The sequence below is a fragment of the Brevibacterium sp. FME17 genome, from assembly GCF_014897515.1.
Classification (GTDB): Bacteria; Actinomycetota; Actinomycetes; order Actinomycetales; family Brevibacteriaceae; genus Brevibacterium.
On the sequence record NZ_JABUYD010000001.1, the window covers coordinates 63,286 to 76,161 of the forward strand.

Annotated in this window: 13 protein-coding genes and 1 tRNA gene; 11 read left to right on the plus strand and 3 right to left on the minus strand. The window is 62.4% G+C overall.

Annotated features, from left to right (window positions below; translation table 11 throughout):
• Positions 1-3: 3 nt before the first annotated feature.
• A protein-coding gene (locus tag INT40_RS00245; protein ID WP_226824317.1) for an IS3 family transposase occupies positions 4-1,193 on the minus strand; the annotation gives its coding sequence in 2 pieces (ribosomal slippage) (positions 4-906 and positions 909-1,193; 1,188 coding nt in all).
• Positions 1,194-1,570: 377 nt separating this feature from the next.
• Here INT40_RS00245 and INT40_RS00250 point away from each other — a divergent pair.
• The 4 genes from INT40_RS00250 to INT40_RS00265 are packed head-to-tail and all read left to right on the plus strand — an operon-like array spanning position 1,571 to position 5,127.
• Complete coding sequence (locus INT40_RS00250; RefSeq protein WP_096157083.1) at positions 1,571-2,200, plus strand: MptD family putative ECF transporter S component; 630 nt, start codon at positions 1,571-1,573, stop codon at positions 2,198-2,200.
• Positions 2,197-2,907, plus strand: coding sequence for an energy-coupling factor transporter transmembrane component T family protein (locus INT40_RS00255; RefSeq protein ID WP_096157082.1), 711 nt, complete (start codon positions 2,197-2,199; stop codon positions 2,905-2,907). Before INT40_RS00250 ends, INT40_RS00255 begins: the two co-directional genes overlap by 4 nt.
• On the plus strand, positions 2,904-4,400 hold the full coding sequence (locus INT40_RS00260; RefSeq protein ID WP_193095231.1) for an ABC transporter ATP-binding protein: 1,497 nt from the start codon (positions 2,904-2,906) through the stop codon (positions 4,398-4,400). The genes INT40_RS00255 and INT40_RS00260 overlap by 4 nt, the downstream gene beginning before the upstream one ends.
• Complete coding sequence (locus INT40_RS00265; protein WP_096157080.1) at positions 4,390-5,127, plus strand: alpha/beta fold hydrolase; 738 nt, start codon at positions 4,390-4,392, stop codon at positions 5,125-5,127. Before INT40_RS00260 ends, INT40_RS00265 begins: the two co-directional genes overlap by 11 nt.
• Before the next feature lie 183 nt (positions 5,128-5,310).
• Here INT40_RS00265 and INT40_RS00270 read toward each other — a convergent pair whose 3' ends face one another.
• On the minus strand, positions 5,311-6,717 hold the full coding sequence (locus tag INT40_RS00270) for a salicylate synthase (protein ID WP_096157079.1): 1,407 nt from the start codon (positions 6,715-6,717) through the stop codon (positions 5,311-5,313).
• A 783-nt stretch (positions 6,718-7,500) separates the two neighbouring features.
• Between INT40_RS00270 and INT40_RS00275 the strand changes: the two genes are divergently transcribed.
• From INT40_RS00275 to xerC, 4 genes are all read left to right on the plus strand, one after another.
• Positions 7,501-8,376 carry a single-stranded DNA-binding protein gene (locus INT40_RS00275; RefSeq protein ID WP_096160802.1) on the plus strand — a complete coding sequence of 292 codons (876 nt, stop codon included), beginning with the start codon at positions 7,501-7,503 and terminating at the stop codon, positions 8,374-8,376.
• Positions 8,377-8,475: 99 nt separating this feature from the next.
• Entirely contained in the window at positions 8,476-9,102 is a 627-nt protein-coding gene (locus INT40_RS00280; RefSeq protein WP_096158833.1) for a hypothetical protein, read from the plus strand.
• Positions 9,099-9,311 carry a helix-turn-helix transcriptional regulator gene (locus INT40_RS00285; RefSeq protein WP_240516312.1) on the plus strand — a complete coding sequence of 71 codons (213 nt, stop codon included), beginning with the start codon at positions 9,099-9,101 and terminating at the stop codon, positions 9,309-9,311. Before INT40_RS00280 ends, INT40_RS00285 begins: the two co-directional genes overlap by 4 nt.
• Positions 9,298-10,536 carry a tyrosine recombinase XerC gene (xerC, locus tag INT40_RS00290; protein WP_096158832.1) on the plus strand — a complete coding sequence of 413 codons (1,239 nt, stop codon included), beginning with the start codon at positions 9,298-9,300 and terminating at the stop codon, positions 10,534-10,536. Before INT40_RS00285 ends, xerC begins: the two co-directional genes overlap by 14 nt.
• Positions 10,537-10,711: 175 nt before the next feature.
• Here xerC and INT40_RS00295 read toward each other — a convergent pair.
• Positions 10,712-10,785, minus strand: a tRNA-Pro gene (locus INT40_RS00295).
• Positions 10,786-11,098: 313 nt separating this feature from the next.
• Between INT40_RS00295 and gcvH the strand changes: the two genes are divergently transcribed.
• The 3 genes from gcvH to INT40_RS00310 are packed head-to-tail and all read left to right on the plus strand — an operon-like array spanning position 11,099 to position 12,874.
• Positions 11,099-11,503 (plus strand): glycine cleavage system protein GcvH, encoded by a 405-nt coding sequence (gene gcvH / locus INT40_RS00300; RefSeq protein ID WP_101570465.1) that lies wholly within the window; start codon positions 11,099-11,101, stop codon positions 11,501-11,503.
• Entirely contained in the window at positions 11,503-12,378 is an 876-nt protein-coding gene (locus tag INT40_RS21290; protein ID WP_193095232.1) for an FHA domain-containing protein, read from the plus strand. The genes gcvH and INT40_RS21290 overlap by 1 nt, the downstream gene beginning before the upstream one ends.
• 10 nt (positions 12,379-12,388) lie before the next feature.
• On the plus strand, positions 12,389-12,874 hold the full coding sequence (locus INT40_RS00310; RefSeq protein WP_101570464.1) for a bifunctional nuclease family protein: 486 nt from the start codon (positions 12,389-12,391) through the stop codon (positions 12,872-12,874).
• Positions 12,875-12,876 lie beyond the last annotated feature (2 nt).

Sequence of the window (12,876 nt, forward strand, 5' to 3'; positions counted from 1 at the left end):
GTGTCACGCTGCGAGTGCAGGTGACTCAATGATCGCTTCGTACTCAATCGGTGTCAAACGACCCAACCGAGCTTGTCGGCGACGTCGATGATACGTCCGCTCGATCCACGTCACTATCGCGATTCTCAGTTGGTCACGGGTCGCCCATCGGCGGCGGTCGAGAACGTTCTTCTGCAACAGCGCAAAGAAGCTCTCCATCGCTGCGTTGTCGCCAGCCGCGCCGACTCTGCCCATCGACCCGATGATGCCATGACGGGCCAAAGCCCGAGTGAATTTCTTCGACCGGAATTGGCTGCCGCGGTCGCTGTGCGTCTTGCATCCGGCCACATCACCGCGCCTGGCCACAGCCATCTCGAGGGCATCAACAGCCAACCGGGCCTTCATCCTCGAACTGATCGAATATCCGACGATGCGCGAGGAGTAGGCGTCTTTGACGGCGCAGAGGTACAGCTTGCCCTCACCCGTGTGGTGTTCCGAGATGTCGGTTAACCACAGCTGATTCGGGGCATCAGCATGGAACTCGTGTCTGGTCCGTCCGTCGGCATCGACAAACGCGCATAGATCGTCGTGAACCGGTGGTCCCGGCTTCTTCCCGTTCTTCGCCCGCCCCTTGCCGAAGGCCGAGAACCAGGCATTGGACGAACACAACCGCCACGCAGTGCGAACAGCCATAGGCTGGCCTGCCGACTCCGCCTCATCTGCGAGGTACCGGTATCCGAATTCCGGGTCGTCGCGGTGGGCGTCGAAGAGTGCGTTGGCCCGATAGGCTTCGGCGACCTCGGCTTCAGGAACCGGTGCTGCCAGCCACCGGTAGTAGGGCTGGCGTGAGAGCTTCAAGACCCGGCACGACACCGCGACGGGGATCCCGTCGGCGGCGAGCTCTCTCACGAGCGGGTAGAGCCTTTTGACGGCAGGTTCGCCTGTGACAGATACGCGGCAGCACGGCGCAGGACCTCGTTCTCTTGCTCCAGCAGGCGAGTCCGCCGTCGTAGTTCTCGCAGTTCTGCTGATTCGTCGGTGGACTTGCCAGGTTTGTTGCCGGCATCGATCTCGGCCTGGCGGATCCATTTGTTCAGGGTGCCTTCATGGATCCCGAAGTCCTTGGCGATCTGAGCGATCGTCGTCTTCGAGTCCCGGTTCAAAGCGACCTGGATGACGTCGTCGCGGAATTCTTTCGGGTAGGGCTGTGGCATGGTGTCTATCCTTCCAGGCTTGCCTGTCAACAAGCCAGATTAGATGTCACCTAACCCTGCATCAGTCCCTCCCGACTCCGCCCGAAGGCGATGCGACGAATTCGGACGTGCCAACGCAGGACGCCGGCCATGAACGTTGAGGCAAACGTCGTGGCAGGCATCACCGGGAGCCTGGAGCCTGCTTCGGTGAGTGGCCGAGCCAGGAACGCTGGGGACACGATCGGAGTGGATCACAGCTTTAGACTCGCCCTCCATATGAGCCTGGCTCCTCACGGATCGAGGAGGTCGAGGGCCGGCACGCACCAATTCGACGGTACGGTCTCGCGCCAAATGCCTACTGGTGACTTCCTGCCTAAACACTGCTCGAAAGGACCGCTATGAACACTTCAACCCGGGACAATTCCACCTCGCCGCGAAGGCGGCTGGGGGTCAAAGACCTCGTCACCATTGGCATCTGCGGTGTCCTCGCGATGGTGATTAACACCGTGATCGGCATGATCCTCACCCCGATCTATGGCTTCGCTTACCCTGTCGTCGGCGGCCTGTGCGCGCTGTTCTCAGCCCCGGTGTATGTCCTGATGAGCTATCGAGTCGCTAAGCGCGGAACCGCTGTGCTGTTCTACCTGATCATCGCGATCATCTCCGCGCTGCCGGGGTTCTTCTACATGATCCCCTTCTACCTGGCCGCCGGCCTGATCTGCGAGACCATTCTGTGGCGACCGCGAGCGTACCGCAACGGCATGCTCAACGCTGTGACCTACATGATCTTCGGAATCATGTTCTCGATCGGCTCCTACCTGCCCATCTACCTCTTCGGCGACACCTACTATGACCAGTTCGAGAGCATGGGCGCCTCGGCCGAACTGTTCCTTCGTTTCGCGACCTCCCCGGGTGCGGTGGCAGTGTCCGTGATCGCCGGTGCCGTCCTGGCCCTGCTCGGGCACTGGATGGGGCGGAAGCTCCTGTCAAAGCACTTCGTCAAGGCCGGGATCATCAGCGCCGCATGAGACCAGGCTGGCTGCGGTTCGACCCGCGCACGACAATGCTCCTGCTCCTGCTGTGCAGCGTGCTCACGCTCCTCGTAGACGCAGCGGGCCTGTTCTGTCTCGTCGCCGGAGCATCGGCCTATCTGCTGCTCACGGGCATGTGGCTGCAGGCCATGACCGGCGTATGCGTGTTCGTGCTGCTGTATCTGGTGCAGTACGGAATCGTTGAGTATGCGACCGGGCCAGGGCTGATGCTCGGCTTCATGGTATTCTTCGCAGCACGGATCATGCCCGTCGCGATGCTGGTGCAATGCCTTGCCGAGACACCGCCAGGTGAGCTCGTCGGGGCGTTGCAGCGGCTCCGGGCGCCTCGTGCGCTCGTGCTTCCCTGCGCGGTCATTCTGCGCTTTCTGCCGACGATCAGGTCGGAGTTCGCATCGATTCGCGACGGGATGAAACTGCGTGGCTTGTCCGCGCTGTCGTGGCGAACTGCGGCACACCCTATGATGGTCGTCGAATCGATCTACGTGCCTCTGCTGATGCGGAGCATGAAGGTCTCCGACGACCTATCGGTCTCTGCGGCCACCCGCGGGGCCGACAACCCCGGTCACCGAACATCGCTGCGGCAGCTTCGCTTCCAACCGGTCGACGTGATCGCCGCGGCATGCGCGATCACGGCGCTCGGATGGGTGCTGGCAGACCAGCTCGTGACAGGTACATCGATATGATCCACCTCGACGACGTGAGTTTCTCGTACACGGCCGGGGCCACGCAACTGCGCCACGTGTCCTTCCAAGTCAGCCGCGGCGAGTTCGTCGTCCTCACCGGGCCCAGCGGCTGTGGCAAGACCACCCTCACCCGGGTCCTCAACGGGCTCGTCCCCGGGTTCTACGGCGGGGAACTCGAAGGCGGCGTGCAGATCGATGGAACGAACGCCCGCGAACTGCAATCGTGGGAGTACGGTCGGCTCGTCGGCAGCGTGTTCCAAGATCCGAAGACCCAGTTCTTCGCACCGGTCGTGCGTGACGAGCTGGCATTCGGATGTGAGAACTACGGGTTCCCACCCGAAGACATTCAGGCACGCATCGAGGACCTGTCGCACCGGCTGGGTGTCAGCCATCTCCTCGATCGCGCACTCCTCACCCTCTCCAGCGGCGAAAAGCAGAAGGTCGCGGTCGCCGCTGCGGCAGGCACACGCCCTCCCCTCTATGTGATGGACGAACCCTCCGCCAACCTCGATCTCGACGCCACCCGAGAACTCGCAGGCGTGCTGACGACGCTCAAGGAGTCCGGCAGCACCATCGTGATAGCCGAGCACCGCCTCACCTACCTCATGCACCTCGCCGACCGGATCGTCTACATGGACGACGGGGACATCCGACACGAATACACCCCTGCCCAGCTGCAGAACCTGCCACAGGCCACGCTCGAAGAACTCGGCCTGCGTGACCCGGTTCTCCGCACCACGGAACCGGGGGCACGGCATGTCTCCCACACTTCGCTCGGCGGCGACCCTACCGTCGAAGTCACAGACCTCACGGTCCGCAGGAAAGGGCGCGGCGCATCATTGTTGACGAGCTTGTCGTTCACCTTGCAACCGGGTGAAGTCGTCGCACTCGCCGGACCGAACGGCGCCGGGAAGACCACGCTCGGCCGCACCCTGTGCGGACTCGAGCGCGCAGGCAGGGGTACGATCTGCCTGCGCGGAGCCCATTCCCGCCGAGCCAAACGGTCCCTGAACACGTGGTTCGTCATGCAGGACGCCGACAGCCAGTTGTTCTCAGACAGCGTGCTCGGAGAAATGACGCACGGCGCCAAGTCCACCCCCGACTCTATGGCCCAAGCGCAACGGGTTCTCACACAACTCGGGCTGTGGGAGTACCGGAACAGACACCCAGGCTCGCTGTCCGGTGGGCAAAAGCAACGCCTGACCATTGCTGTAGCGCTCATGCAAAACCGACAGTTCGTCATGCTCGATGAACCGACTTCGGGACTCGACGGGAGAAATCTCCGCCGCGTCGTCGACTGCATCACCGAACAGGCCGAGCGCGGTAAAACGATTCTGGTGATCACTCACGATCCAGAATTCATCCGGAAGGCCTGCACCAGAATGCTCCTGGTCCGAGATCAAACTCTCACAGCAGACGTCCCACTCGAACCGGACACCTTCGGACTCGCCCTGGACCACCTCAATAGGAAGACGGCTAGACATGACGAGTAGTTTCTCTCTGCTCGTCCACGGCGGGATGCACGGCGCTTGGTGCTGGGAGAGGGTGATCCCACACCTGCGGCATCGGACGATTGCTATCAACTTGCCCGGCCGACCCGGGGCAGGGAAGCAGCCGCCGACACTAGACGGATTTGCCGAAGCCATCGTCGACGCCATCAACGATGAACCAGGAGAAGCTGTCATAGTTGCCCATTCACTGGCCGGGATAGTCGCATTGGCGGCCGCGGAACGGGCTCCGAGAAAGATCAAGAAAATTGTCTTCGTTGCTGCAGTAGTTCCCCCATCGGGCTCGTGTTTCTGGGATATGCTGCCTGCGCCTCTGCGATGGTTTGGCAGATTCCTTCTGAGCGGAGACAAAACGACGATCATGCCACGATGGATGGCCCGAGCGGTGTTCTGCAATGATCTGTCGCGTGAGGACCAAGACCGACTCCTTGATAGCCTCGTTCCTGAACCAGTGCAGATACTCGACACCGAATTGCGCTACAAGATTCCAGAGAACGTCGGAGTCAGCTATGTTCTCACAACCCGCGATCGAGCCATTAAGCCGCGAATGCAACACGAGTATGTGAACTCGCTCCCCAAACGGACGCGTCACTTCACCGTAGATAGTGGCCACAGCGCGTGGTACTCCCGTCCGACTGATCTTGCCGAAATCATCAATGCAGAGATCGAAGACGATGGTTCGTCCAGCACAGCTCGATTCATATGGGTTTGAAAGAGGTCGATCGTGTGGGCCGTGGAACTTGAAAGTCACCGGGTGTGCGGACGGACGCGGCACAGCAAACGGCCGTTCAAGGGTCCGGTGCTCCGGATGTAAGTGAGCATCGGCGACGGCGCGCGTCTGGCTCCTGCTATCAGCGTTCTTCGCCGTGCACTGAGGACGATGGACGATCTGGACTCACATTCGCAGTCCACGAAGATAGGGGGCGATACTGCGTAGCTTTTCGCAGGTTTCTTCCCACTCACGTTCGGGCGTGGACTCGCCCATGACACCCGCACCGGCACGAAGCCAGCTTCGTCCGTCACGCTGGAAGACAGTGCGAAGTGTCAACGCGGCATCCAGTTGACCCTGCGTGTCAGCCAGGAGAACCGCTCCGCCGTAAAGGCCGCGTTCCTCGCCCTCGAGTTCTCGGATGACTCGCAGCGCAGCCCCTTTCGGAACGCCGGTAACGGTCACGGCTGGGAAGAGCGCTGCGAATGCCGACCAAGACGACATGTTCTCTTGCAGCTGCCCAGTGACGCGAGAGGCGATATGCTGCACCGATCCACGTTCTTCTACGTCCATGAACTCTGTAACGGCCACCGAGCCCGGTATGCTCACCGATCGTGTCTCGTCGAGAGCGAGACGAACAGAGATCGCGTGTTCATGCACTTCCTTCGCGTCGCTGAGTAGCTCTGAACGCAATCGACTATCTGTTTCACGATGGTGATGCAGCGCGCGAGTACCAGCCAGCGGCTGTGTACGCACACGTCCAGTCGGGTCAACCTCGACAATGGTCTCAGGGCTGAACCCAGTTGCCTTCCACCCGCCGACGTCAATAAGGAACGAACGCGCTGGCGTGTTCGCGCGGCGACCTGACAGATAAGTCTGCGGCAGGTCGATCTTGGGCTCAGCGGGAAGTGGCACGACCCTCGAGAGAACAACCTTGTCCAAGGCGCGGCTCTTGATCTTGGCGATTGCCATGCTGACCTTTTTCTGATAATTCGCAAAGTCGGGTTCCTCGAGCGAGATCGAGATGGCGTCGGACGTATCAGGTTCGGTACGCAGCAGTGCGGTAATCCGAGTAATCATTCCCGGAATTGAGGTTCGGGTGCGCGCTGCATTTCCGTCGAGCTGCACTTCGACCTCAGGCAACATTAGATGAATGAGTGTATCCGATCCTGCACCAGGCCGATCCTCGTACAGTAAGAACGCCAATTCGAAAGAAGCCCACCCGTAGCACCGTGATGGTCCATGCCTGTGAACGGACGCTAATGCCGTTGCGACAGCTTCAACGGGATCGTCTACGGGGATACTCCGGTGCCATTGGCCGACCCGCAGGTGTAGCGTGTCGCTACTGACGCTCACCTCAGCAGCAGGTCCGGCGGCGAAATACCACGTTCCCGCCCTCTCGTAGACGAGATATTGTTCCCCAACGCCTCCTTGTGCGAGCTTGATCGCAGCACTTGCTGGATCGAAATGCAGCGCAGTGTCGGCCTCGTGCACGAGTTTCGGTGTTCGCGAAGCCCAGTCCTCCAAGGCCTCGGCCAGTCCGTCACTGAGGATGTCGTCAAGTCGTCGATCGTCGGCCAGTGGGTCTCTCATCGGGTTTGGGCCCTCCCCTCGAGCATCCGCTCATCGAACAGTCTGCACAGCATCTGACCGTGCTGCGTAGGTGTGTCTGTACAGCGCACAAATGTGAAGTGAGTATAACCTTACCTGACTCGCCTGTTCAATCGGCGGCGGGTTCCAGCCCCGAATCGGCTCCGGCCTCTGTGAGGCGAGCACTTGTGGCTGAGGAGCCCGTTCGTCTTGCGGGATCGCGGGCCATGCATCTAATGGTGCTGAAGATAGAGATTATTGCGCTCGACAGCCTGGTCGTTGATTTTCGAACACAGAAGGTTGGGCAGCGAATGCTTGCGTGGCTTCGCGCTGCCACGGCCTCTGCGGCGCCAGCTACGCACGGAGCAGGAAAGCGGGTCAGGTCGGGCATGGACATATCGTGACCGACGTCAGCGGTGTTACTGGTCAAGTTGACGACCTTGACCGCTTCTGCGACAGAAGTATATGCGGAATCCATGAGGGCACTGACTCCAACACTGGACGGCAACACGCCGGCCGTGACGATCTCCAAGACAATTGTTGGACCCGCCCAATCATCACGAAACTCCGCGCCTGGCCCACCCGTGCCGACGCTGGCCAGTTGGGTACCGATCGCGCCGAGATCGAGGAGCTGTTGCGCGCGGGCACCCGGCCGGGCACGGAGAGGCCATCCGCGGCATGACTGTCCTGTGACCGGATGGTCGTTGTCGCGGTGTGCCGGGAGAGGCCCATACCTGGTGGGCAGCCCCGGTGAGACCGCCGGGGTTCGAAGCGAGAGGAAACATCATGCCCGTTCCCACCGGCCCCGGCATCTCCGGGTTCATCAAGTCCAGGCCGCAGCTGTCGATGACCGTCAACAACGATCCGCGGTTCTCCGCGTGGGTCGGGATCCCGCAGACCCAGATCGATGAGAACGGGGTCCTGCAGGAACTCGAGCCCCTCGAGACCCGGATGGTCATGTTCGGTGCCTCCGCGCAGCGCGCCCACGAGAAGTTCCGCAAAGGGGATGACATCGTCGCCTTCGGCGCCAACAAGGAATACACCGCCACCCGAGATGGGCAGCAGGTCACGGAGGAGTATTTCCTCGCCTCGCACATCGGCCACGACAACAACGTCACGACCTACACCGTCCACCGCGGCCCCGACCGGTACCCGGCCGAGCGCGACGGGATGCAGCGCGAGGCAGCCCGCCAGGACGCAGCCGCCCGCGAGAAAGCCCAGCAGCAGGCAACGGGCCAGCAGTCCGTCGGCCAGCAGGCACCCGCGCAGCAGCAGCTCGGCCAACAGGCACCCGCGCAGGCTGCTCCTGCCCAGCAGGCACAGGCCCAGCAGCAGCCGGCCCAGACGGCGCCTGCCCAGCCCGCGCAGCAGGCTCCCCAGCAGCCCGCACAGCAACAGGCGGCGCCCGAGCAGCCGGTCGCTCCGCAGCCGCCCGTTGCGCCGCCGCAGAACGCTCCTGCCCAGCAGGAGGCTCCTGCTGCGGCCCCGGCGCAGGCGCCACCGGCGGCACCGAATGCGGGCCCGCCGGACGGGCAGCAGCCCCAGGCCGGGCAGGCAGGTGACCCGGTCGCCGAGGTGCTCGCGCAGCGACAGAACGAGGTCGCCGCTGAGCCCGCTCCGGCCCGCGCGGAGCCGCCCGGGCACGAGGCGATGTCTCGGTAAGACCCCCTCAGGCCGCGCGGCGGTCGGCACCCCACGCCGCCCTCACCGCTGACCGTCGCGCACCTTTCTTCTTCGTGACCCTGCGACCCGGGAGGCATCGTGCCGACACCGACGAACCCCGACGAACCTGCTGACATCTCCGATCTGCCCCCGGAAGTGCTCAAGCAGGTCAAGCAGATGGTCTCGCGCGAGTACGCCAAAGACCTCCGCGCGCAGCTCGGCAGCGTCCCGCGGACCATCGACTGGACCCGCCTGAGTCCGGAGGATCTCGAGCACGAGCTCCTCGAGCTCAACCAGTTCGTGGACTGGTTGCGCCATACCTATGGGCTGCCGCCACAGATCATTCCGCCGATGTGGCATCGACACTGGGAGATGATCTGGGAACTCTCCGCGCTCAGGCAGCAGTGGCTGACCTGCTACGACCAGCAGGCCAAGGGCAACATGGGTGTCGTCTTCCACGCCGAGTTCGCCGCCGCCCGCGAACGCCTCCGCGACTGGGTCACCATCTCCGGCAGCCGGCTCGACCGTGATCGGGCCACCCGCATCACTCCCTGGCCCGGCGGCGAGGCCGAGGGGTTCACCCCGACCGACAGCACCGAGTACCCGGTGGAGAACCGGAACGAGGACTTCGTCTCCTTCGTCGAAGAACAGGTGCTCGAGCGCCAGCGTGCCCAGGACGCGGAGGTCCAGGAGATCGTGAACTCCGAGTGGAGCGAGCGGCCGTGACCGAGCCGACCGGGCAGATCCTCGTCTCCCCGTTGATGGACAGCCGGGAGGTCGCCGCCTACCTGAAAGTCTCCGAGTCGACGCTGTCGCGCTGGCGCGTCGATGAGAAGGGGCCACCGTTCATGCAGATGGGCGGGATCGCCCGCTACCGGTACGAGGCCGTCGAGGCCTGGCTGGCTTCCCTGGAACAGACCCATGAGCGCACCTGAGACACCGCCGACGTTCCCGCCGATCGGGGTGAAGGTCTCCACCGACATCGAACACCGCGCCTCCGGCGTCCGCGCCAGGGCACGGTGGACCGACCCGGCGACGAAGAAGCGCATCACCCGGGCCTTGGTCGTTCCCGACGAAGAAGCGGCCGAGGCTTTCTTCGACCAGCTGCAACGCTCAGCGAAGGTCGGAGTGGACCTGACGATCACGTTGAGCGATTACATCGAGCAGATCGGCGACCGCTGGAAGCGCGGCCTCGACCCGACCTCGACCGCCACCGGCTACTGGGCAGGACTCCGGCTGCGGGTGATTCCGGCGATGGGACATGTGCCGGTAGCCGGGATCAGCACCGGCATGATCGACCGGACCATCGACGACTGGGAGCTGAAGCTCTCGCCCTCGCTGATCAAGTCCTCGGTCGCCGCACTCGTGCGCGTGCTCGACGAGGCCGTTCGGGATGAGCTGATCGAGAAGAACCCAGCACGCAACCGTTCCCGTCGCTCTTATGGGAAGAGCACGGTGTTCGACTTCAGCAGCCCCGCCGATACCTCTCCGCGCGCGCACGCGATCAAGGACCTGGAGACGCTGACCAAGCTCGCCGAGGCCTGCGGTGAGGCCGGCCAGCCGTACTCCGACTACGTGATGCTGTGTGCGCTGCTGTCGGCGCGCAGTTCCGAGGTCGCGGGTCTCTGGGTCGAGGACGTCGACTGGGACGCGAACATCGTCACGATCCGCAAGCAGACCTTCCCTTCCTCGAGCGGGCTCGTGACGAAGCAGACCAAGGGCAGGGAGGAGCGGCCTGTGCCGATTCTGCGCCCGCTCGTGCCCGTCCTCGAACGATTGACGGCCGAGAAGGAGCCGACCGACCGGGTGCTCATCGGCGTGCGCGGAGGAGTGATCACGACGGCGAACGTCAGCCGGGCCACGAAGTGGGATTCGCTCGTGACCGAGATGGGGCTGCCGCAGCTGTCGCGGCATGGTCTGCGGCATACGGGAGCGACCTGGATGGCCGATGCCGGCATCCCGCTGCACGTGCTCCAGAAGATCCTCGGCCACAAATCGATCGACACGACCAAGGGCTACCTCCACCCCGATCTCGGCCATATCGCCAAGGCGGGGGAGCTGGCCAACCGATTCCTCGACGCCCAGACCGAGGCGCCCGAACGGCCCTCGGGCAAGAGGCACGCGAAGGCGAAGCCTGGTCCCGACGAGCGTGGCCTGTGAGGCCGAAAATGGGCTTCTGGTCCCGGTTTGGTCCCGGGTGATCAACTTGGGCGCCTTCAGACACCCTCCGGAGAGGGCGCGGGCGAGAGATTCAAAAGGAGCCAACGGCGATCGCGGACGATCCCGGACATGACGAAGCCCAGGTCAGAAACATGCTCTGACCTGGGCTTTTACGTCGGGCTGACAGGATTTGAACCTGCGACCCCATCACCCCCAGTGATGTGCGCTACCAAGCTGCGCCACAGCCCGCTATTCATTTGTTCCCGGGCAAACCAGGGCTAAGCCACCTTACCCCCAGTGAAGCGCGCTACCAAGCTGCGCTATAGCCCGTTTCCGTGCTGCTTCGGAAAGCAACGAGGCCCAGCCTATAACGATCATCGGCGAAGTGCCAAAATTGCGTTTCGTGACCTTGAAAAAACGGGTATCATCCCAGGTAGTCACGTGAGAGACAGGCGCGAGCCTGTGCTGGTCCCGAGGATCGGTAACATTTCTGTTTCGTGATTGTTATGAAACCACCTCAGGCGGCTATGCTTGGAGGACCAACAAGCTAAGAGGAGTCGACATGGCAAACCTGGATTATCCAGTGTCCTTGCGATACTCGCGCGACCACGAATGGGTCGAGACCACGGAAAACAGTGCAGTTGTCCGTGTGGGTATCACCGATTTTGCCCAGGAACAGCTGGGTGACGTCGTGTATGTCGATCTTCCTGAAGTCGGAGATAAGACCACTGCTGGAGAGTCCTGCGGCGAGGTCGAGAGCACGAAGAGTGTGTCCGATCTCATCGCACCCGTGTCCGGTTCGATCACGGAAGTCAACGAAGGACTCGATGACGCTCCTGAGACCGTGAATACCTCCCCGTTCCAGGACGGATGGATGTATCTCGTCGAACTCAGTGATCCGGAGCAGGTCGAGGCCCTGCTGGACAGCGAGCAGTACCAAGAGCTCATTCAGAGCGAGGAGGCGTAATGTCGCAGAATAACGATCAAGGTCGTCCCAACCCCTCGCAGTCCTGGTATGACAACGGTCAGGTGCCGCAGTCGAAGAAGTTTCCCTTCGGTGCCGGCAACGGTGACGAAGGCACAGGGCCCGAGACACGCCATAACCAGCAGGTTGACCCTAACGGTCAGACCGGTGGCGGCAGTCAGGGTAACGGTCAGCAGTACTATGCGCCGCCGCAGTCACAGGGCGGTCCAGTTCCGCAGGAGACTCCGCCCTACGGTCAGCAGCCCGTGAACAACGGCCCCCAGGCACCCCAGTACGGCAATGCCCCGCAGCAGAACAGCGGTCAGCAGGGTCAGTATCCTCCGCAGGGCAATCAACCCCAGGGTGGCGGATATGCGCCGCAGGATCCCTACGGTGCGAACAGTCAGCCGCAGTACGGCAGCCAGGGTCAGAACCCGTACAACGGGAATGGTCAGGGACAGCAGTACCGCAATGAAGAGCCAGCCTCCGGTGATTCCGGCAGCCAGCAGTTCCAAGGAATTCTGGATCCGCATACCGGAGAGATCCATCCCGTACCCGATCTCGAAGGTCTCCAGGACACGGATGCACTGCTCGTCGTCGTCTCGGGCCCAGACTCGGGTTCGCAGATTCTGCTCGACACCGATGTGGTGACCGTGGGTCGCAGCCCGAACGCTGACATCTTCCTTGACGATGTCACAGTGTCGCGCAAGCACGCTGAATTCATCCGGACTCCGAGTGGTTTCACGCTTCGTGACACGGGTTCGCTCAATGGGACCTATGTGGGCCGTCAGTTGATCGATTCCATTGAACTGCAGAACGGAGCCGATGTGCAGATCGGCAAGTTCCGGATGATTTTCCAGCAGCGTCCGCGCTCCTGACCGGGGGATAATGTCAAATATCGAAGTTGAGGTTGTTGGTGTTCGCATCGAGATGCCAGCCAACCAACCGATCCTTTTGCTCAAGGCAACCGAGCCAGCCCGTTATCTGCCCATCTGGGTGGGGGCGATCGAAGCGAATGCACTCTCGATTGCGCAACGGGGCCTGACCCCGCCGCGACCGATGGCACACGCGCTTCTGCTCGACACCCTCGAAGCATATGAAGCGTCATTGGCCGATGTCACGATCACCGGCCGTGACGGTCAGATCTTTCTGGCTGAACTTCATACGAACGACGGAAAGTCGATCTCGGCGCGACCCTCCGACGCGGTGACCCTGGCCCTCACGGCCCAGTGTCCCGTCTACGTCGACTCTGAACTTCTCGAAGAGTCCGGAATCGAAGCTCCCGAGGCAGACGAAGAGGAAGTGGCCCAGTTCCGGGACTTCCTCGACAACGTCTCGGCCGAGGACTTCGAAACCGGTACCGAAACATCATGAAA